13 protein-coding genes are annotated in these 22,158 nt (G+C 66.8%); 5 read left to right on the forward strand and 8 right to left on the reverse strand.

From position 1 onward, the window contains the following. Positions 1-246 precede the first annotated feature (246 nt). From NJ1_RS40360 to NJ1_RS04650, 4 genes are read right to left on the reverse strand one after another with little or no spacing between them, the layout of a single operon-like run. Positions 247-2,085 carry a dipeptide ABC transporter ATP-binding protein gene (locus NJ1_RS40360; protein WP_067687750.1) on the reverse strand — a complete coding sequence of 613 codons (1,839 nt, stop codon included), beginning with the start codon at positions 2,083-2,085 and terminating at the stop codon, positions 247-249. Continuing rightward, positions 2,082-2,957, reverse strand: coding sequence for an ABC transporter permease (locus NJ1_RS04640; RefSeq protein ID WP_084477742.1), 876 nt, complete (start codon positions 2,955-2,957; stop codon positions 2,082-2,084). Before NJ1_RS04640 ends, NJ1_RS40360 begins: the two co-directional genes overlap by 4 nt. Beyond that, a complete protein-coding gene (locus NJ1_RS04645; protein ID WP_067687751.1) occupies positions 2,954-3,913 on the reverse strand; it encodes an ABC transporter permease in 960 nt (319 codons plus the stop codon). Before NJ1_RS04645 ends, NJ1_RS04640 begins: the two co-directional genes overlap by 4 nt. Beyond that, entirely contained in the window at positions 3,910-5,496 is a 1,587-nt protein-coding gene (locus NJ1_RS04650) for an ABC transporter substrate-binding protein (protein ID WP_067687933.1), read from the reverse strand. The genes NJ1_RS04645 and NJ1_RS04650 overlap by 4 nt, the downstream gene beginning before the upstream one ends. Positions 5,497-5,780: 284 nt before the next feature. Here NJ1_RS04650 and NJ1_RS04655 point away from each other — a divergent pair, with 284 nt between their 5' ends. Then, complete coding sequence (locus NJ1_RS04655; RefSeq protein ID WP_067687752.1) at positions 5,781-8,093, forward strand: arylsulfatase; 2,313 nt, start codon at positions 5,781-5,783, stop codon at positions 8,091-8,093. Between the two features lie 520 nt (positions 8,094-8,613). On the opposite strand, the gene NJ1_RS04660 is transcribed toward NJ1_RS04655, so the two are convergent. After that, the gene (locus NJ1_RS04660; protein WP_067687753.1) at positions 8,614-10,104 is read right to left on the reverse strand and encodes an HNH endonuclease signature motif containing protein; all 1,491 of its coding nucleotides are present in this window, start codon (positions 10,102-10,104) and stop codon (positions 8,614-8,616) included. A gap of 834 nt (positions 10,105-10,938) precedes the next feature. On the opposite strand from NJ1_RS04660, the gene NJ1_RS04665 reads away from it, so the two are divergent. Genes NJ1_RS04665 through narI form a run of 4 tightly spaced genes read left to right on the forward strand, consistent with a single transcriptional unit; the run spans position 10,939 to position 17,858 of the window. Continuing rightward, positions 10,939-14,643, forward strand: a complete 3,705-nt coding sequence (locus NJ1_RS04665; RefSeq protein ID WP_067687754.1) for a nitrate reductase subunit alpha — start codon at positions 10,939-10,941, stop codon at positions 14,641-14,643. 10 nt (positions 14,644-14,653) lie between these two features. Then, positions 14,654-16,450, forward strand: coding sequence for a nitrate reductase subunit beta (narH, locus tag NJ1_RS04670; protein ID WP_157573760.1), 1,797 nt, complete (start codon positions 14,654-14,656; stop codon positions 16,448-16,450). Beyond that, on the forward strand, positions 16,447-17,127 hold the full coding sequence (gene narJ / locus NJ1_RS04675) for a nitrate reductase molybdenum cofactor assembly chaperone (RefSeq protein ID WP_067687758.1): 681 nt from the start codon (positions 16,447-16,449) through the stop codon (positions 17,125-17,127). The genes narH and narJ overlap by 4 nt, the downstream gene beginning before the upstream one ends. After that, positions 17,124-17,858 (forward strand): respiratory nitrate reductase subunit gamma, encoded by a 735-nt coding sequence (narI, locus tag NJ1_RS04680; RefSeq protein ID WP_067687760.1) that lies wholly within the window; start codon positions 17,124-17,126, stop codon positions 17,856-17,858. The genes narJ and narI overlap by 4 nt, the downstream gene beginning before the upstream one ends. 69 nt (positions 17,859-17,927) lie before the next feature. Here narI and NJ1_RS04685 read toward each other — a convergent pair whose 3' ends face one another. From NJ1_RS04685 to NJ1_RS04695, 3 genes are all read right to left on the reverse strand, one after another. Beyond that, a complete protein-coding gene (locus NJ1_RS04685) occupies positions 17,928-19,430 on the reverse strand; it encodes an RNase H family protein (RefSeq protein ID WP_067687762.1) in 1,503 nt (500 codons plus the stop codon). 187 nt (positions 19,431-19,617) lie between these two features. Next, the gene (locus tag NJ1_RS04690; RefSeq protein WP_067687764.1) at positions 19,618-20,391 is read right to left on the reverse strand and encodes an SDR family NAD(P)-dependent oxidoreductase; all 774 of its coding nucleotides are present in this window, start codon (positions 20,389-20,391) and stop codon (positions 19,618-19,620) included. Further along, on the reverse strand, positions 20,388-22,157 hold the full coding sequence (locus tag NJ1_RS04695) for an N-acyl-D-amino-acid deacylase family protein (RefSeq protein WP_067687765.1): 1,770 nt from the start codon (positions 22,155-22,157) through the stop codon (positions 20,388-20,390). The genes NJ1_RS04690 and NJ1_RS04695 overlap by 4 nt, the downstream gene beginning before the upstream one ends. Position 22,158 lies beyond the last annotated feature (1 nt).

Below are 22,158 nucleotides of genomic sequence, written 5' to 3' on the forward strand. Positions count from 1 at the left end.
TGGCGAGTTTCCCTATCTGCATCACTGAATAATCCTATTGGTATCAGTGACGTGAACCACGCTGGCGCGGCCGGGAATCCGCTGATGAGAACGTTACTGAACCCCTCCTCACGCCCTCCCGGGCGGAATGGACCCGAATTCTCGAGTCACGCAAAGTTTATGGCACGACTCGCGAATCGTGTATGGAACCGACCAGTTTGTATGCCGGTAGTTATCGGGGCTGGCATCGCGCGAGGAAACGGTGTCTCACGCACCGAGCGCGAGCGGAGTAGGCGCGAGCGCGGCCCTCGGTGCGGGTTCCGGCGCCGGAACGGCCTCGAGCAGCCGACGGGTGTACTCCTGCTGCGGGTTGCCGAACACCTCGCGGACCGGCCCCGCCTCCACGACCGAGCCCTCACGCAGCACCACCACGCGGTCGGCGATCTGATTCACCACGGCGAGATCATGACTGATGAACAGGCAGGCGAATCCGTACTCCTCGCGCAGATCGGTGAACAGATCCAGCACCTGCGCCTGCACCGACACATCGAGGGCACTGGTCGGCTCGTCGGCCACCAGCAGCCGCGGCGCGAGGGCCAGCGCCCGTGCCAGCGCGACCCGCTGCCGTTGCCCGCCGGATAGCTCACCGGGCCGGCGCCCGGCATAGTCGCGCGGCAACCGGACGGACTCGAGCAGGTCACCCACCTTGGCGCGCAGCAGCGCACCGGACGCCACCCGGTGCACCTGCAGCGGCTCGCCGATGGAGTCCTCGACCGTGCGGCGCGGATCCAGCGATGCGGTGACATCCTGGTGCACCAGTGCCACGTTCTTGCGCAGCCCGCGCAACTCCCGCTGCGAGAGGCCCGTGAGCGGCAGCCCCTGCAGCACCACCTCACCCTCCGTCGCGGGGACGAGGCCGAGCGCGGTACGGCCGAGCGTGCTCTTGCCGGAGCCGGATTCACCGACGAGGCCGATCACCTCGCGCGGGCCGACGGTCAGCGAGACCTGCTTCAGCGCACGGAATTCGCGACGCCGGCTGCGGTAGACCACGCTGACGGCGTTCAGCCGGAGAACGGGCGCTGCCGCAGAGTGACTGGTCGGTGCGGACTCGGTGGTTGCCACAGACGGAACTGCCGCCTCCGACTGGCCGGTCGCCGCCAGCGCACCCGCCCCCTCCGACCCACCGGTCGCCGCCGCCACGCTGGTTGCCGCCGACGGACGTGTCGCTGCTGTCCGGCCGGTCGCTGCCGATGCATCGCCGACCGGCTGGACCGGTGCGGCGGGCTCGCTCGCGGTGACCGCGTCCAGTGTCGGCACCGCCGCCAGCAGCGTGCGCGTGTACTGCTCCTTCGGCCGCGCGAAAAGGTCGTGCACCGCTTGGGTTTCGACCACGCGCCCGGCGTTCATCACCACCACCCGGTCCGCGATGGCGGCCACTACGCCGAGGTTGTGGGTGATGAACAGGATTGCGGTATCGTTGCGGCGCTGCAGGTCTCGCAGCAGGTCCAGGATTTCGGCCTGCACCGTGACGTCGAGGGCGGTGGTGGGCTCGTCCGCGATCAGCAGGTCCGGCTCACCGGACAGCGCCAGCGCGATGACCACGCGCTGCTTCTGCCCGCCCGAGAGTTGATGCGGGTACCAGTCGATCCGCTTGGCGGGCTCCGGAATATCCACCTGGGTGAGCAATTCGATCGCCCGGCGGCGGGCCTCCTCCTTGCCGACGGCCCGATGCGCGCGCAGCGCCTGCGTGATCTGGGTGCCGATCTTCTGGACCGGATTGAGCGCGGTCTGCGGCTCCTGGAACACCATGGCCGCGCGCGTACCACGCACCGGGCGCAACTCCGCATCGCTCGCACCGACGATCTCGGTGTCGCCCAGCCGAATCGAGCCGACGGCGCTCGCTCCGTCGGGCAGCAGCCCGAGCACCGCACGCGCGGTCAGCGACTTGCCCGATCCGGATTCGCCGACCAGCGCGACTGTTTCGCCACGCCCCACTGTGACGGCCACACCGTCGACCACCGCACGATCGCCGAACTTCACGACCAGATCGCGAATCTCCAACAGCGGCTGTGTATTTCGAGGCTCTTTCTCAGTGCCGCTGCTCATCCGATCCTCCGGGCGCTGCCCAATGCCTGGGCGATCAAAAGGAATCCGAGGGTGAGGCCCGAGACCACCAGCAGGGGTCCGACCGCGAACGCCGGGTTGGCGTCCAGATTCCGGATGGACTGGGCGATGATCGATCCCAGCGACGGATCCGGCGGTCGCACGCCGATGCCGATGAAGCTCATGGCGCTCTCGACGAACACCGCCAGCGACAGCGACAGCGCGGCCTGCACCGCGAGCGGTTCGATCACGTTGGGCAGCAGGTGCTTTCGCAGCGTCCACCAGGTGTTCGCGCCGATCACCTCGGCGGCCTCCACGTACGGCTGCTCGCGCACCGCCAGGATGGCGGTGCGGATCTGGCGGCCGAAGATGGGGATCTCGGTCGCGACGATCACGATGATCACCGCGTGCGCGCCCGGTCCGGTGACCGCCGAGAGCGCGATGGCGAAGATCAGTGCCGGGAAGGCGAGGATCAGGTCGAACACCCGCTGGGTGATCACATCGGCGACGGCGTTCACGCTGGCCAGCAGCCCCGCGAGCGATCCGAGCAGCGCGCCCAGCGGCACTGCGATCAGGCCGATGATCAGGTCGATGCGAATGCCGTAGAGCACGCGGGAGAACACGTCGCGATTGAGATTGTCGGTCCCGAGCCAGTGTTCGCCGCTGGGGCCGAGCAGGTTTGCGCCCGGGATCTGCTCCAGCGGGGCATACTTCGACAGCGCACCGGCGAACAGACCGGCCAGCGCGATGACCACGACCAGGATGACGCCCGCCAGACCCTGTCCCCTGCGCAGCGCGGCCGACATCGAATCGGTCGACTTCGGCCGGAGTGCAACGGCTTTCGCATCGGCGAATTCACTCACCACGTCGGTCATGACCGCCCTCCGATGCGGATGCGTGGATCCAGATACGCGTGCACGACGTCGGTGATCAGCTGAATCGCCACGAACACCGCCACGGAGAACAACAGCAGCGCCTGGACGACCGGATAGTCCCGGCGGTTGATCCCCTGTTCGATGAGCTGCCCGATACCCGGCCATGCGAACGCGGCCTCCACCAGCACCGCGCCGCCGAGCAGTTGGCCGGTCTGAATGCCCAGCACCGTCAACATGGTCGGGAGCGCGTTGCGCAGCGCGCCACGGGTCACGATCTGCCGGTGCGAGACGCCCAGCGCCCGTGCGGTGAGCACGTAGGGCTTGCGCAGTTCGGTACGCAGGGATTCGGTGAGGAACCGCGTGAGCGCGGCGGTCACCGGCAGCGCCAGGCAGATCGCCGGCAGCAGCAGGTACTGCACGGTGATGTCCGGGCGCGCGAGGAAACCGTCCGGTGGGATACCGCCCGCCGGGAGAATCGGGATCGCGATGGCGAACACCAGGACCAGCAGCACTCCGGTCACGAAGGCGGGCACCGCGACCGCGACCGTATTGGCGGCGGCGACCAGCGCGTCGAGCCAGCGCTTGCGCCAGAGCACCGAGGACACGCTGACGGCAAGACTCACCGCCACCGCCAGGACGAGTGCGGAACCCGCGAGCACGAGGGTATTGGTGAGCCCGCGCCCGACGAGATCGGAGATCTGCCCGCCGATGATGTACGACCTGCCGAGATCCCCGGTGAACACGCCCTTCAGCCAGCTCAGGTACTGGGCCGGAATGGATCGGTCCAGTCCGAGCTGATGCCGGATGGCGGCGATGGTTTCCGGGGTGGCGTCCGGTCCGGCCAGGGTGGTGGCCGGGTCGCCCGGAACCAGACGCAACAGCAGGAAAATCAACACGGAGGCGGCGAACAGCACCGCCACCGCGGAGGGGACCCGGCGCAGCAGGTAGGCGATCATGCCAGGAAGGCGTCGGTGAACACGGTCTCGCGGCGCTTGGTCCAGTTGAAGCCGTGCAGCTTGCTGCTGGAGGCGGCCTGGGCGAAGCGCACGCCGATCTCGATCAGGAACAGTCCGTCCAGGAGCTGATCGCTGAGTGCCTGGTACGCCCTCACCGCGTCCGGGCCGGTGCTCTGCGGCAGCTTCCAGGCCGCGTCGGCGGCGGCAACGTAGTCGGGCGAGTCGTAGTGCGAGGCGTTCTTGCGAGCGTTGAACGGGTACGCGCTGACGGTCAGCGTGGACGGGACGAACTGCGCCCAGGAGTGGTCTGTGATCCACAGGCCCCGGAACTGCGCGCCGATAAGCTGTTTCACGAAGTTCGCGTTCTCCACCGGATCGAGTTCGACCTCGATGCCGATCTCGGCGAGGTTGGCCTGCACGATCTGCGCGGTCGCCTCGAACGTCGCGAAGGAGGTGCTGTAGGTCAGCGGGAGCTTCGGCGGCTTCGGCAGGGTCGAGAGAATCTGCTTGGCCTTGTTGACGTCTCGTGTGTAGCGGGAGTTCCGGGAGGCGTCGTAGGCGGGAGAAGACTTGGGCCACGGCAGGTTCAGCGCGTAGCCCGCACCACGGAACACCTCGGTCATGATGCGATCCCGATCGAGCGCGTAGGCGATGGCCTGGCGCACGCGCACATCGGCGAGGGCCGGATCCTGCACGTTCGCACCGACATACAGTTGCAGCTCGGCGCCCTCGTAGCTGATGACCTTGTAGCTGTCGGACTTGGCGAGGTTCTCGTTGTCGCGGTACGTGACGCCGTCCGCGAGGTGGATCTGACCCGACTTGAGCGCGTTGAGCTGAGCGTTGTTATCGGAGATGACGGTGAACTCGACGCGGTCCAGATACGGCCGCTCGGGGACCCAGTAGGCGGGGTTCTTCTCGAACACCAACTGCGAGTTGGGGATTCGGGAGACGAAGGTGAACGGGCCGGTACCGACGATTTTCTCGCCCGTGTACAGCTGGTCGATGGATTCGCTGTCCAGGATGGGCGCGGTGTCGAGCAGGTCGAAGATATTGCTCAGCGGGCTCGCGAAGGTGAGCCCGATCTTGTGCGGATCGCTGGTGTCGAACGCGGTGATGGCGGCGGCGGTGCTCTTGAGCTGCGCGGACCACTTGGGGTCGGCGTAGGTCCGCAGCGAGAACTCCACGTCCTTGGAGGTGAAGGCACGGCCGCTGTGGAACTTGACGTCGTCGCGCAGGTCGAGGCTCAGGGACTTGCCGTCCGGCGCGAGGGTCCATTTCTTCGCCAGCGAGGGCTGCGGTTCGAGCTTGTCGTGCGGGTAGCGCACCAGAGTCTCGAAGACGAGGCCGACCACGTACGGGGTGGTGCCGGTGTTGGTGAGGAAGTTGGCGGGAACCAGGTCCAGCGCCACACCGTATTTGAGGGTGCCACCGCGCACCGGCTCGGCGTTGTCGCCGCCGCCCTTCTGCTGGTTGACCGCCGAGGTGCAGGCAGCCAGCGCGCTGCCGCCGACGATGGCGAGGGCCGCGACGGCGGAACCACGCAGGAAACGACGGCGATCGAGTCCACCGGGGGACGAATTCATCAGAAAATCCTCGAGATACGTGCCGCAGCGCGCGGCGGGTGCGTGAGAAGCACCGGGGGACTCCAGAAATGGTGACGCGCGGGCCTGCGCGTCGAGCAACGGTCGAGCTCGAAGCCGTGCTCAGAGACAGCGACGACAGCCCTGAGCCCGCGATGAGCAGGGCGCGCAGGGTCGGCTGATGTGCATGGCGGTGACGCTAACAGCCGATAAGCGGACGATCAGCGGTTGCGCGCACCGTGCGTGAAACTCTGGCGAGCGGGCATACCCGGACCTTTGCTGGACCGATGCCAGTTCCCCCTCATGCCCGCGGATACGAGAACTTCGCCGGCGATATCGGCCGCACCACCGCCGACTCGACGCCGGAGTGGATCTACCCGCCGTCCGCGCCCGCCGGGGCGCCCAACATCATCGTGGTGCTGGTCGACGATATGGGCTTCAGCGATATCGGCCCCTTCGGCTCGGAGATCGACACTCCCACCCTGGATCGGCTGGCGGCGAACGGCCTGCGGCTCACCAACTTCCACACCACTCCCCTGTGCTCGCCCTCGCGCGCGGCACTGCTGACCGGAATCAACTCGCACCGGGCGGGTTTCGGCTTCGTTGCCAACGCCGACCCCGGCTACCCGGGCCTGCGGCTCGAACTGGCCGACGACGTGCTCACGCTGCCGGAGATCCTGCGCGCCAATGGATACGCCACCTACGCGGTGGGCAAATGGCATCTGGTGCGCGACGCCACGCTGCACCCCGCCGCGCAGCGCGACTCCTGGCCGACCCAGCGTGGATTCGACCGCTATTACGGCTCGCTGGAGGGACTGAACTCCTTCTACCACCCCAATCAGCTGATCTCGGACAGCTCGCCGGTGAACGTCGAGGAGTACCCGCAGGACTACTACCTCACCGACGACTACACCGATCGGGCCATCGGGTACATCAAGGAACTGCGTGCGCACGACGCGGACAAGCCGTTCTTCCTCTACTTCGCGCACACCGCCATGCACGGTCCGCTGCAGGCCAAGCCGGAGGATCAGGCCAAGTATCGCGGGCGCTACCGGGAGGGCTGGGATCGCCTGCGGCAGAGCCGTTTCGCCGAACAGCTGGCGCAGGGGCTCTTTCCCGAGGGCACACAGCAGAAGCCGCGCAACACCGAGCCGGGTTACGAAGCGCAGGAATGGGATTCGCTGACACCCGAGCAGCAGTCCCGGTTCGAACGGTACATGGAGGTGTACGCGGGGATGGTCGACAGCATCGACCAGAGCCTCGGCCGCGTGGTGGACACGCTCGAGGAGTTCGGCGAGTTCGAGAACACCATCATCGTTTTCACCTCGGACAACGGTGGTACGGCAGAGGGCGGGCCCGAGGGCACGCGTACCTACTTCGCGCAGTTCGCGCAGGTCGACGAGCCCGACTGGGAGCGGGATGTTCCGCACGACGACGAACTGATCGGCACCGCCAAGCTCGGCGTCCACTACCCGCGTGGGTGGGGGCAGGCCTCGAACACTCCGTTCCGGTTCTACAAGGGGCAGACGTTCGCGGGTGGGGTGCGCGTGCCCTTCGTGCTGTCGTGGCCGAAGGGGCTTCCCCGGACCGAGGCCGAGACGGGCGTGCGCCAGGAGTACGTCTACATCACCGATCTCGCGCCGACGCTGCTGGAATTGGCGGGTCTCGACCGGCCGAGCGTTCGTAACGGGTTGCCCGCCAAAGACTTCGACGGTGTGTCGGCGGTAGAGGTGCTGCGCGACTCCGAGGCGGTCTCGCACCATGTCGAGCAGTACTCGGAGATGACCGGGCATCGGGGCTTCTATCGCGACGGGTGGAAGTTGCTGGCTCTGCACGAGCCCGCGCGCGGCGTCGACGACCCGCACTGGCAGCTCTTCGACGTGCGCGCCGATCCGACCGAGCTGCACGACCTTTCGGAGCAGTTTCCGGAGAAGGTCGCCGAGTTGTCCGCCGCATGGGACGAAGCCGCCTGGCACAACACGGTTTTCCCGCTCGTCACCCGGCAGGCCCTCGCCACACGGCGGCCGGAGGAGTCCCGCTTCGGCGAGCAGGTTCGCATCCTGCCGGGCACTCCGACGTTGGAGCGCTATCGGTCGCAGCGATTGATCGCCTATCGCGACTTCACGATCGCCGTGGAGCTCGACGGTTACCAGCCCGGAGATGAGGGGGTGCTGGTAGCGCACGGGGATCCGCAGGGCGGGTACCTGCTGTTCGTCGAGAACGGGCGGCTCGTGTTCGGGTACAACGGGTACGGGCGGTACGCGACCGTGGACGCGGGTTCGATTCCGGAGGGGAGCCGGGATATCTCGGTGTCGGCGGTGGTCCGGCCGCATTTGCGGTGGGACTTCACCGTCGAGGTCGACGGGGTTCGTGCGGCGGATCTTCCCGACCAGGTGCAGTTGGCGGGGATGGCTCCGTGGACCGGTATCTCCGTGGGGCTCGACGCGCGTGGGCCGGTTGATTGGGAGCTTCGGGAGCGGCGTGGGGTGTTCCGGTACACCGGGGGGCTGCGGGCGGTCACCTATCGGCCGGGTGCGGTCGGGGTTTCCGAGGAGACGCAGCAGGCGCTGGACTCCGAGGCGGAGTTGATCGCGGAGTAAGGGGCCTGGTCCTCGGTTCGGTCCGGCTGGAGGTTGTGGTCACCTTCGGCCGGGCTGAACAGGGGGCTCTAAGGTGCAAGGGCTTAAAGACAAGAGATAAAAGATGCCTGGAAGAAGAAGGGCAAAGACGAAGAGCAAGAACCAAGACTCTCACTGTCCGGGAAACCTCAACTTCTAAAACGGCTGGTCGTGCGAATGGGCTCGGTGGCGGTTTCGAGGTCGTTGTCTCGGGAGGCGACCACAGCCTTTCAGCCAGGCTGGGACAAGAGATCACGGCTCCCAACGGGGGAGCCAAGGTCGGGTACGGCAGGCGAAATGACCAGCACTGCCATCTTTTCCGCCCTTCATACCCGAGGGCTACACGATCAGAGACCGGAACCTCGCCGGACCTCGAATCGAGAAATGCCCGCATGAGCCCGACAGGACATGAAAGGGCACGGCAGAGCACGAGAACAACCCAGGCAGCACCGAGCCCCCGAAGGGAACCGGTGTACCTGGGTTTTCGTGGAGCGCGAACGCTCTAACTGCGCGGGAAGGGTTTCGCCCGGTGAGCCAACAACCCCTGGCGGCACACCTTCTCACGCCGCTTACGCTCGAGACGGCGTGCTTGAGCAGCCGCGAGCATCTCCCCCGGATGATGACGGTGGTTCACCTTCGGAGTCCCGGTCGGATCGATGTGCTCCGGTGCGATCCAGCCTGTGCGCCCCGGGAACTCTGAATCCTCGCCCATCACAATGGTTTTCCAGCCACCGGAACCGTCGTGCACCAACGCATGGCAGGCATCGCACGCCAATGTGAGGTTCTCGATGTCGGTGGGGCCGCCCTTGGAATGCTCGGTGATGTGATGCGCTGCCGACAAGGTCGCCGGAGCGTTGCACCCCGGGCGAGTGCAGCCCCGCTCGGACGCGATCAACGCCATCCGCTGGTATGAATTCGCCAAACGCTTCGAACGCCCCAGATGCAGCGGCATCCCGTGGTGGTCGAACAACGCCAGGAACGGCTTGGACCGCTCCGCCAACTTCAACGCTTCCGGGATCGACACGGTGCCACCCGAGGCGGTGGTGACCACACCGGCGGCGTCCTCGAGTTCGGCGATGCTCATCGTGAAGATCGCCGAGACCGGAACACCGCGATGCGAACCCAGCTTGCCGGGGCCTATTTCCGGGCGCAGGAACGCCAGCAACGCATCATGATTGCGTTGCGCCGCTGAACGGCTATCGCGCTTGGCGGCTGCGTCCAGCACCTCCCGACTCACGTGATCGGTGTCGGCGAAGGGGCTGTGCGGGTCATCGGGATTGCACATGCCGGGGCGGGCGAGTTTCGCCAGGACCGGTTCGAACATCGCCCGCAAGGCCGGGGTCATCTCCCCGGAGATCCTGGACATCCCATCCGCGCGCACATGCCCGAAACTGATACCGCGCATCCGCGCCCGATCCAGATCATCAGTGAGCGAGCCATCGGGGTCGACGTACGCGAAGATGCCCTGACCGATCGTGGGCAGGTCATCGGGGGAGCCGATGCGGGAGTGCTCGGCCATGAGTTGTTCGGCTTCGGCTTTGAGTTCCGGGCTGAGTCCATGCGGCAGGCGCGTGTAGATCTTGCCGATCATGCGTGCGTGATCACGTGAGATCTCCCCTGCTTCTTGGGCTTTCGCGGTGTGCGGCAACAGGGGTGGGAGTTCCCGGCCCGAGACTTCGTGCCAGGTGCCGAGTTGCTGAGCGGCTTTGAACCGGGAGAACGCTTCGATATGCGAGATCCGCAACGTGTCTTCCAGGAACCGCACCGCACTGCGCACACCAGCTTGTTGAGGCATGGAGCGTTCTTCGACCTGCACGATCAACCGGTTCCACATGACCGCGAGGCGTCGTTCACTGGTCTCGATCTCCCGCATCATTTCCACGATGGAGGTTTCGGGGAGTTCGGACAAGGTGGTGCACAGGAGCGCATCGACCGCGGCAGCCAATGCGGCCCCAGCGGTGGTGCTCACCGTTCCCATCCCGTTCGAATGCATGTGCTAATTCTATCGCGAACGATCACGAAATGGAACCAAAAACAGTATCTGATCTGCAGTTATTCAGACCAACTACCGATTCGGATTAACTTCCCAAATACGTTGATACAGCACAAACTGGTACCAACTAGCACCGAACGCACGGAACGGCGTCCGGGTCACAGCCATCACGCTCGCGAGCATCGAGGGGCTGATCGGCCTGGGTGGTACCTCCGCGAGGATCCCTACCAGGATTCCCGAGGATCCCTCCCAGGATTCCCAGGACGGCAGCCGCGCTCGCGGTAGTCACCCTGCTGTCGCAGGAGGCGCGCGGAGGCGTGATTCAAGCGGCCTGGATAGTCCTTCCACGACGGCGGCCGACCGCACCGCGTCGTTGAATCGTCGAATTACTGCGTGAATGCACGGTATTCGGCCATGATGAGAAACGGCCGAATATCCGTTCGCGATCTTCCAGCAAACTCAGACCGCAGTGATACAAGCGCGGTTGCCGGGGGCGGGTGCGCGATTGCCGGTCTGGCGGAAAAACTCGTGCAGCCACCTTCCGGAAACGTGTTAACAAATGTAAACCGTCGAAGAACCAGCCGTTTCCAAAGCATCACCGCGGGGGGTGTGAAATGGCTTCGGGTGGGAGTGTTTCGGCGGTTCACACGACATAGCTCCAGGTCGCCACCTGATGTGGTCGGTGGGGCCGCAATCGTGCAGTGACCATCGTGTTGCGGCCATCTCACAACTCACAACTGCCTTCAGCGCATTGTGAGAGAATCGTTTTGACGCCCGGTACGACGTCCTTACAGTCGACTCAGCAGCCCGGTTATTGAGCTCGAAGGGGGCGTCATGGCAAACACGCAGACGGGGCACTCGTCCGCCGATGCACTGCTTCGACTCGGCAAATACTTCAATCGTGGTGAGGTATCGGACGACCTGCGCACCCTGCACAAGACGGGTGGGCGCGACGCGGACGAGTTCTATCGCGATCGCTGGGCGCACGACAAGGTGGTGCGCTCCACCCACGGGGTGAACTGCACCGGATCGTGCTCCTGGAAGATCTACGTCAAGGACGGCGTGATCACCTGGGAGTCGCAGCAGACCGACTATCCCTCGGTCGGCTCGGACAAGCCGGAGTACGAACCGCGCGGCTGCCCTCGTGGCGCCTCGTTCTCCTGGTACACCTACTCCCCCGCTCGGATTCGATACCCCTACGTGCGGGGCACGCTGCTGGAGTTCTATCGCGAGGCCAAGGAGCGGCTCAAGGATCCGGTGCTGGCCTGGGCCTCCATCGTCGAGGATCCGGAGAAGGCCGCCGAGTACAAGTCGGCTCGGGGCAAGGGCGGGTTCGTTCGCGCCGAATGGTGGGAAGCCGCCGAAATCGCCGCTGCCGCACACGTTTACACCATCAAGCAGTACGGTCCGGACCGGGTCGCGGGGTTCTCTCCGATTCCGGCCATGTCGATGGTCTCGCACGCGGTGGGCGCACGCTTCATCTCGCTCATCGGCGGGTCGATGCTCTCGTTCTACGACTGGTACGCCGACCTTCCGGTGGCCTCTCCCCAGGTGTTCGGTGATCAGACCGACGTGCCGGAATCGGCCGACTGGTTCGATGCCGGCTATCTGATCATGTGGGGCTCGAACGTCCCGGTGACGCGAACCCCGGACGCGCACTACATGACCGAGGCCCGCTATCGCGGTCAGAAGGTCGTGGTGGTCTCCCCGGACTACGCCGACAACACCAAGTTCGCCGACGAATGGGTGCCCGCGGCTCCCGGCACCGACGCCGCCCTCGCCATGGCGATGGGGCATGTGGTGCTCAAGGAGTTCTTCGTCGAGCGCACCACCGATTACTTCACGAACTACATCAAGCGCTACACCGATCTGCCGTACCTCATCACGCTCGAGGAGCGGGACGGGCTGTTCGTGCCCGGAAAGTTCCTCACCGCAACGGATCTCGCGCGCGATGGGCTCGCCGGTCATGACGGCGAGGGCGCCGACTTCCAGACCGTACTGCTGGACTCGGACGGAAACCCGCACGTGCCCAGGGGTTCCCTGGGCCACCGCTTCACCGAGGCGGGCAAGGGCAAGTGGAATCTGGATCTGGGGGACGTGGATCCCCTGCTGACTCTGCACGGCCGTACCGAAGACGCTGCGGCCGTGCAGTTCCCCCGTTTCGACGGGCCCGCCGCCGAGGTCCTCACTCGCGGCGTGCCGACCACCGTCGTGGCGGGTAGGACGGTGACGACGGTGTTCGATCTGCTGCTGGCGCAGTACGGTGTGGCTCGCCCCGGTCTCCCGGGCAGTTGGCCGACGGGTTACGACGATCCGAGCGAGCCCTACACCCCTGCCTGGCAGGAGTCGATCACCGGCGTCCCCGCCAAGCAGGCCGAACGCATCGCCCGCGAATTCGCCTCCAACGCAGAGCAATCCAACGGCCGGTCCATGATTCTGATGGGCGCGGGGACCAACCACTGGTTCCATTCGGACCAGGTGTACCGGGCGTTCTTCACCCTCACCCTGCTCACCGGCTGCCAGGGCGTGAACGGCGGCGGCTGGGCGCACTATGTGGGCCAGGAGAAGTGCCGACCCGTAACCGGCTGGTCCACACTGGCTTTCGCGGCCGACTGGCAGCGCTCGCCCCGTCAGATGCAGGGCACCGTGTTCTGGTATCTCACCAACGACCAGTGGCGGTACGACCCGTTCACCTCCGAGGCCTTCTCCTCTCCCCTGGGCAAGGGCACGTTCGCCGGACGGACGGCGGCCGACAATATCGCTCTCGCTTCGCGGTTGGGCTGGATGCCGTCCTATCCGACGCTGAACCGCAATCCGCTGGATCTGGCCGACGAGGCCGAGGCGGCGGGCAAGAGCGCCGCGGATCACGTGGTGGACGGGCTCAAGTCCGGCGATCTGCGGTTCGCCTGCGAGGATCCCGACGCTCCGGAGAACTTCCCGCGCGTATTGACCGTGTGGCGGGCGAACCTGCTCGGCTCCTCGGGCAAGGGCAACGAGTACTTCCACCGGCATCTGCTGGGCGCGGACTCCAACCTGCAGACCGGTGAGGCCACCGGCGTCCGGCCGCAGGAACTCGAATGGCGCGATCAGGCGGCCACCGGCAAGCTGGATCTGCTGCTGTCCCTGGACTTCCGGATGACCAGCACCACGCTGTTCTCCGATATCGTGCTGCCCGCCGCCACCTGGTACGAGAAGCACGATCTGTCCTCCACCGATATGCACCCGTTCGTGCACGCCTTCACCCCGGCCATCTCCCCGCCGTGGGAGGCCAAGACGGACTTCGAGGCGTTCCATCGGATCGCCCGGGGGTTCTCGTGGCTCGCGGAGAAGCATCTGGGCACCCGCAAGGACATCGTCCTGCTCCCGCTGCAGCACGATACGGCCGACGCGCTGGCGCAAGCCGGTGGCCGGGTGCTGGATTGGAAGAAGGGCGAGTGCGAGCCGATTCCGGGCAGGACGATGCCCAAGATCGTCGAGGTCGAGCGGAACTACGCGCAGGTCGCGGAGAAGATGGCCGCGCTCGGACCGCTGATCGACACGCTCGGGGTGACCACGAAGGGCGTCACCACCTTCCCCGACGAGGAGGTGGACTACCTGCGGGGCATGAACGGTGCGGTGGTTTCCGGTGTGGGGCAGGGACGTCCGTCACTGGCCAAGGACACGCACGCCGCCGAGGCGATCCTGTCGCTGTCCGGAACCACCAACGGGCGGCTGGCGGTGCAGGGGTTCCACGCGCTGGAGAAGCGCACCGGCACCGAGCTGGCGGATCTGGCCGCCGAGCACGAGGGCAAGCGAATCACGTTCGCGGACACCCAGGCTCGGCCGGTGCCGGTGATCACCTCGCCGGAGTGGTCCGGCAGCGAGACCGGCGGGCGCAGGTACTCCCCGTTCACCATCAATACCGAGCGGCTCAAGCCGTGGCACACGCTGACCGGGCGGCAGCACTTCTATCTCGATCACGACTGGATGGTGGAGCTCGGCGAGCAGTTGCCGATCTACCGTCCGCCGCTGGACATGTCGGCGCTGTTCAGTGAGCCGGGCATCGGCAATGTGAACGAGAACGGCGTCACCGTGCGGTATCTGACGCCGCACTCCAAGTGGTCCATCCACTCCGCGTACCAGGACAACCTGCACATGCTCACGCTCTCGCGCGGCGGTCAGGCCATCTGGATGTCGGAGATCGATGCCGCCAAGATCGGTGTGGCGGACAATGATTGGATCGAGGCGATCAATCGCAACGGCATCGTGGTCGCCCGCGCCATCGTCTCGCACCGCATGCCCGAGGGCACCGTGTTCATGTACCACGCCCAGGACCGCGCGGTGAACGTGCCGCGCATCGAAGGGGCGGCGGACACCACCGCGGGCAAGGGCAAGCGCGGCGGCATCCACAATGCGCTGACCCGCATCATGATCAAGCCCTCGCATCTCATCGGCGGGTACGCCCAGCAGTCCTTCGCGCTGAACTACCACGGCCCCACCGGAAATCAACGCGACGAGGTGACCACCATCCGGCGGCGCTCGCAGGAAGTGCGGTACTGACATGCGCGTCATGGCACAGCTCGCCATGGTCATGAACCTGGACAAGTGCATCGGCTGCCACACCTGCTCGGTCACCTGCAAGCAGGCGTGGACCAACCGGGCCGGCACCGAGTACGTCTGGTTCAACAATGTGGAAACCCGTCCGGGACAGGGCTATCCGCGCCGGTACGAGGATCAGGAGAAGTGGAAGGGCGGGTGGGTCCGCGATCGCAAGGGGCGGCTCTCGCTCAAGTCCGGGTCCCGGCTCAAGCGGATGCTGAACATCTTCGCGAATCCGGATCTGCCGACCGTGTCGGACTATTACGACCCGTGGTCCTACGACTACGACAATCTGCTGTCCGCGCCGAAGATGGACACCACGCCGGTCGCGCGGCCGAAATCGCTGATCACGGGCGAGAATACCGAGGTCACCTGGGGCGCGAACTGGGACGACTCGCTCGGGTCCGGTCCTGAGCAGGTCGGTAGGGATCCGCTGCTGGCCAAGCTGTCGGAGAAGGTCAAACTCGAATTCGAGGAGACCTTCATGTTCTACCTGCCGCGCATCTGCGAGCACTGCCTGAATCCCTCGTGCGCCGCCGCCTGTCCCTCGGGCGCGATCTACAAGCGGTCCGAGGACGGCATCGTGCTCGTGGATCAGGACAAGTGCCGCGGGTGGCGGCAGTGTGTGAGCAGCTGCCCCTACAAGAAGATCTACTTCAACCACAAGACGGGCAAGGCGGAGAAATGTACCTTCTGCTACCCGCGGGTGGAGGTCGGGATTCCGACCGTGTGCTCGGAGACCTGTGTCGGGCGGCTGCGGTACATCGGCGTCATGCTGTACGACGCGGACAAGGTGCTCGAGGCCGCCTCGGTCGAGGATGACAAGGATCTGTATCCGTCGCAGCTGGAGGTGTTCCTGAACCCGCACGATCCGCGGGTGGTGGCGGCGGCCGAGCAGGCCGGGATCTCGCCGGAATGGATTCAGGCGGCACAGGATTCGCCGTGCTACAAGCTCATCGTCGACTATCAGTTGGCGCTGCCGCTGCATCCGGAGTACCGGACCATGCCGATGGTCTGGTACGTGCCGCCGCTGTCACCGGTGGTGGACGTGCTGGCCGAGACCGGGCACGACGGGGAGGATCACGCCAACCTCTTCGGCGCGATCGACGCGCTGCGAATTCCGCTGGAGTACCTGGCGGAACTGTTCACCGCCGGTGAGCTCGGACCGGTGCGGGCCGCGCTGCAGCGGCTGGCGGGGATGCGCTCGTTCATGCGGTCGATCAACCTCGGGCAGGAACCGGATATGTCGATTCCGGAGCAGATCGGGCTGGAGCCCGAGGAGATCGAGGCGATGTACCGGCTGCTCGCCATCGCCAAATACGAACACCGGTACGTGATTCCGCCGGCGGCGACGACCCGGGCGCACGAACTGGATTCGCTGGCCACGGGATGCAGTCTCGACACCGACGGCGGGCCGGGGATGACGGCGTTCGACTACATGGCGGAGAAGTTCCACCTGACCGGCGGGGACGGGCCCTCGGATACCAATGGGGCTGCGCCGGAGCGGAAGTCGAACCGGATCAACCTGTTGAACTGGGACGGGAAGAACACGACGGGGCTGTTGCCGGTGGCGAGCGGGTCCAATGGCAACGGGGCGAACGGCGGTGAGGGCAAGGCGCAGAACGGCTCCGGAGCCGACGGCCGCGGGGTGGACAGAGGCGGGGTGGACGGCAGCGGGATCGACGGCAACGGGATCGACGGCAACGGCGCCGGGCGGCACGACGATGTGCCCGACGATCTCACCACCTCGGCGGGTGCGGGCCGATGAGTCTGTTGAAACTGCGGCGACGGCCCGAACCCGCCGTCGCCATGGCCGAGCGGGATCGGCGGTTGGTGTGGCGGCTCGCGGCGCTGCTGCTGGACTATCCGGGCGAGCAGTTGCTCGCCATGCAGGACGAATTGGCTTCGGCCGTGGGCGAATTGCCGGTGGCGGTGCGCCCGGGGCTGGAGGCGTTCCTGCTGCATCTGCGGACCACCGGGGCGATCGCGCTGGCCCAGGCGTATGTCGAGACGTTCGATATGCGGCGGCGGGCCAGCTTGCACCTGACGTTCTACGCGTACGGCGACACGCGCAAGCGCGGGATGGCGCTGTTGCGGTTCAAGCACGCCTATCGGCAGGCGGGGGTGGAACTGGACGACACCGAGCTGCCCGATCACCTCGCGGTGCTGCTGGAATTCGCGGCCACCGTCGATCCGATCGGCGGTGAGCGGCTACTCGGGGAGCATGTGCCGGTGCTGGAGCTGCTGCGACTTTCCCTGTCCGACAGCGACTCTCCCTATGCGGCCGTGCTGGCCGCGGTCACCTCCACGCTGCCGCCGGTCACCACCGCCGACCGACGCCGAATCGCGGAGCTGGCCGCGCAGGGGCCACCCGAAGAGGAAGTGGGGCTCGAGCCCTTCTCCATGGATCCGACGATGTTCAACGGAGCGGAAGGCCGCCGATGACCGCCACACTCTGGCTGACGCTGCCGTATGTCGCGTTCACCTCGTTCGTGCTCGGACACCTGTGGCGCTATCGCACCGACCAATTCGGCTGGACCACACGGTCTTCGCAGGTGTACGAGTCACGACTGCTGCGGCTGGGAAGTCCGCTGTTCCACTTCGGGATGCTCGGGGTGATCGGCGGACATGTGCTGGGGGTGCTGATCCCGCAGTCGTGGACCGAGGCCGTCGGCATTCACGAGCACGTGTATCACCTGATCTCGGTCTCGGCCGGATCGGTGGCGGGGCTCGCGGTGATTCTCGGGATCGGGATCCTGCTGTATCGGCGGGTCACGGTGACGGCCGTGCGCAAGGCCACCACGACCAATGACACGCTCATGTACGTGCTGCTGGCGGGTGCGCTGATCACGGGGCTGCTCAACACGGTCGGCAGTAATCTGCTGTGGGGCACGTACAACTATCGCGAGACCGTATCGCCGTGGTTCCGAAGCCTTTTCACCGCTCATCCACAGCCCGAGCTGATGGTCGGGACGCCGTGGACGTTCCAGGCGCACGGGTTGATCGTGCTCACGCTGATCGGGGTGTGGCCGTATACCCGGCTGGTGCACATGTTCAGTGCGCCGATCGGGTACTTCGTCCGGCCGTACGTGGTGTATCGCAGCCGGGAGCTCGACGCTCCGGACAAGAAGCGGTATGCGCGGGCGTGGGACGCGCCGGTGCTGCCACCGCGCTGAGCCGGGTTGCGCCGGGGGTTGGTTCGCCGCGGGCCGGTTCACCGCTGAGTCGGTGTGCCGCTGGCCGGACTACCAGCGGGCGGCTCGGGCCAGGCGGTGCGCCTCCTCGTTGAGGACGTGACCGTCGTGGCCCGGCACCCATTCGGCGCGGAAGGGCAGGGTGCGGCACAGGGCGTTGCGCACGTGTCGCAGGACGCCGCGAGACACCGTGAACGGCAGGGCATCCGGGGATCGGCGGCGCAGGACGGCATTGACCGCGACGACGGCCTGTTCGCAGTCGGACAGGATGCGCAGTTCGCGGCCGCTCAGTTCGGCGGCCACGGCGGTATCGCAGATGGCGATCAGCTCCGATTCCACCGACGATTCACCGTCCACGCACCGGCCGCCGCCGCTGCGCCCGTCGGCGGCGGCCCAGCCGAAACCACCGACCTGGCCGTAGCCGGAGGCATCGGTGGCGACGGTGAGCGGGCCGGACGGGATGTGCTCCGAGCGTGCGGTGGTGCGGGTCGCGAGCTCGGCTCGATCGTCCGCGGTGGTCCTGATCGCGATCCGCAGGCGGTCCGCGAGCGCGCCGCCGTGTACCTCGAAGTCGAATTCCGCTCGGTCCCAGTCTTTTCGGTACCGCCAGACGACAACCCGGACACGCTGCCACAGGGCCGGGTAGGCCGCGGCGACCTCGTCGGCCGCGACCGCGCTGCACCACTGGCGCAGCGAGTTGCCCTCGGCGTCGACGGCCTCGATGATGCGCTCCCGCAGTGCGAGATACGCGCGGAAGGCGATGCTGCGGCGCACCCGCAGCTCCGCGAGTTCCTCGTAGCGCTCGCGAATTCGGTCGAGCGCGGGCTCGGTCCGGTTCCCACGGGCTTGCCGGGCATGGGAGACCGCGTGATCGAGGTCGGCGCGCACCCGCAGTTCGATTCCCTTGAACGCGCGGTCCCAGCGCTCCACGACGGCCGGGGACTCCGATCCGGGGACCTCCTGCCCCGCGACGGTACGGCGGACCTGGTCCGCGAAGTGTTCGTCGTCGAGCGAAAGCAGGTGTATCGCTTCGGGTGTGGGCGTGTCCTGCATCCAGCCGCGCTCGACGGCCCAGCGCCACCACCCGGTCGAGGGCAGCCTGGTCCGCTCGGGCTCCAGACCGCATCCACGCATGGCCTTCGCGAAGGCGTCACCGTACTCGCGGGGCAGCAGCAGGCCGAGCAGCCAGCCGCACATCTGCTCGAAACCCTTCGGGCCCTTGGCATCCGGCCGTGCCGTGCTCTTGGCTTGCGCCCGCGCCTCGGCCTTCGCGGCGATCCGAAGGCCCTGCACCCGGTTCTCCAGCGCGGCCAGCTCGCCCCGCTCGCGCTTGCCCGCTCCCGTCAGCTTCGCGATGCACAGGTCGCGCATCACCAGGGTCTCCAGGTAATACAGGGCGTCCGTGCGCGCGGCCCGCAATCTCGGACCGTGCAGGGCGGTGAGCACCTCGCGCGAGGCCGTGCCCTCCACCTCCGCCCAGCACGCATCCAGCAGGGCCTCGAAATCGTTTCCGAGACAGTCGATCAGCGTCGCATCCGCAGTGCCTGGACCCACCCGGGGGAGGTTAGCCGCACCCTATGACAAGTTGCCAGGATTCACGGCCGCAGGTCTGGCGAACGGTCGGCGCGGGTACACGAATCGGACGGGACGGCCGCCGCCGACACGTGGTCGACGACGGCCGTGTACGACACGTGATCGAAGGCTGCCGCCCGGGTCGGCCGCCCTCGGGGCGTGGCGGGTCTCAGCCCGCGAGTTTGGCGAGGTTGGGGAAGTTGCTGATCTCCCAGCCGCCGTCCACCACCAGTTCGGTGCCGGTGATGTACGAGGCTTCCGAGCTGGCCAGGAAGAGGCAGGGACCGGCGATCTGCTCGGCGGAGGCGGCCGCGCCCAGCGGGATCCGTTCCAGGAACATCTGTTTCGCGGGCTCGTAGCCCATGACGGCGGCCACGAGGGGGGTGTCGACCAGACCGGGGAGGACCGAGTTCACGCGAATTCCGTACTGGGCCAGCTCCAGTGCGGCGTTCTTGCCGAACATGACCACGCCCGCTTTGCCGGTGGCGTACGGACTGCCGCCGGGCATGGGGATGCGACCGTCGAGGGAGGAGATGTTGACGATCGCGCCGCCGCCGGAGTCGCGCATGAGGCGGGCCTCGTGTTTGGTGCAGAGGAAGACGCTCTTCTGGACCAGATCGACGGTGAAATCCCAGTCCGCCTCGGTGAGGTCGGTGATGGCGCCGATGCGGGAGCCGCCCGCCACGTTGAAGGCCGCGTCCAGACCGCCGAAACGGTCTGCGGCGGTGGCGATTCCGGCCTCGATCTGGGCTTCGACGGTGACGTCGGCGACCACGGGGACGAAGGCGTCGCCGAGCTCGGCCACCTTCTTGCCCAGGCCGGGCTCGTCGATGTCGAGGCCGACGACGTTCGCACCCTCGGCGACGAGGGCGGTGGCCAGAGCCGAACCGATGCCGGAGGCGGCTCCGGTCACCAGGGCGGTCTTACCGGTGAATCTGCTCATGCGGGCTGTCCTGCTTTCGATGCGTAGCGGCCGGCGCGGAGGAATTCGCCGGAGCGTTCGGAGCCCAGGCCCGGGGCCTTCTCGCCGAGGCCGAAGACGTACTCGCCGTTGACGAGTACCGCGGTGACGGTCGCGTCGTTGCGGTTGACCATGCGCGACAGGCCGTCGAATTCGGGGATCGGGTTCTCGGCGTAGTCCTCGAGGGATTCGTCCAAGCGTTCCGGATCCAGGACCAGCACGTCGGCGCGATCGCCCACGCGCAGATGGCCGGCGTCCAGGTCGTACCAGTCGGCCAGTTCACCGCTGAGGCGGTGCACGGCGTGCTCGACGGTCATGAACGGGGTTCCGGCGCGCTGGGCGCGGTGCACGCGCTTCAGCAGGCGGAGGCCGAAGTTGTAGAAGGCCATATTGCGCAGATGCGCACCCGCGTCCGAGAAGCCCAGCTGCACACTGGGATCCGCGGCCAGCCTGTCCAGCACCTCGGGGCGGTGGTTGGAGATGGTGGTGCGCCAGCGCACCTTGTCGCCGTGCTCGACGACCAGGTCCAGGAAGGCGTCCACCGGATGCAGGCCGCCGCGGTCCACGCCGACCTGGCCGAAGGTCTTGCCGAGCACGCTCGCGTCCGGGCATTCGGTGATCTCCGCGTCGAAGAAGTCACGGTGCCACACGCGCGGGCCCCACTTCTTGTCGTAGTCCTTGCGGAACCAGCGGCGGTAGTTCTCGTCCGCGAGCAGTTCACGGCGCGCGCCCAGCTCGTTGGTCAGGTGCAATGCGGCCGCGCCGGAACCGAATTCCTCGAACACCGGCAGGTCGATGCCGTCGGAGTAGACCTCGAAGGGCACCGGCAGGTGCTGCCAGCGGAAGTCGCCGCCGAGGCCGTTCATGATCTTGCCGATCAGGGGGAAGACCTTGACCACACCGGGAATCGCCTTGATGTCCGCCGCGGACAGCAGGCTCACCTTCAGCTTCGGGCGGAAGACGCCGAGGCTGCTCAGGGCCATCGCCACCAGGCTCTGCGGGCGCGCCACGTCGGGACCACCCTGCAGGGCCCGCTTGCGGTCGCGCAGAATGCGATTGAGGCGCCTGCGCTCCCTGGTGGTGGCGTAGGTCGAGGGCAGGGTGCGCGAGCGGCAGACCTCGCCGTCGAGCTTGTCGAACAGCAGCTGCTGCGAGGACATGCCGATGAAGCCCGCGTCCAGGGCCTCGGTCAGCTTGTGCTCCATGGCCTTCAGTTCGGATTCGGTGGGCCGCACGTCCGGGCGGGTGGCGCGCTCGAGGCCCAGCTGCGCGGCGCGGATATCCGAATGTCCGATGAAGGCGGCGATATTCGGGCCCAGCGGCAGCGACTCCAGCGCCCGGACGTAGCCGTGCGCGCTGTTCCAGGTCTTGGACACGTCCACGGCCTCGACCACGTGTTTGCGGGGAATGGCCTCGACCCGGCCGAACAGGTCGCCGGCGTCCTGACCGCCGACGTGCACGGTGGAGAGCGAACAGGATCCGAGCAGTAGCGTGGTGACGCCGTGCCGCAGCGATTCCGACAGGGTCGGATCCAGCAGCACCTCCACGTCGTAGTGGGTGTGGATGTCGATCATGCCGGGTACGACCCACTGGCCGGTCGCGTCGATGACTCGGCCGCAACCGGTTTCGTCGATGGGCTCGGCGCTCACCAGCGCGACGCGGCCGTCCCGGATGGCGATATCGCGCAGGGCCGAGGGTCCGCCGGTGCCGTCGAACCAGCGACCGCCCTTGATGATGGTGTCGTACACG

Source organism: Nocardia jejuensis NBRC 103114, assembly GCF_001613145.1.
Taxonomy (GTDB): domain Bacteria; phylum Actinomycetota; class Actinomycetes; order Mycobacteriales; family Mycobacteriaceae; genus Nocardia; species Nocardia jejuensis.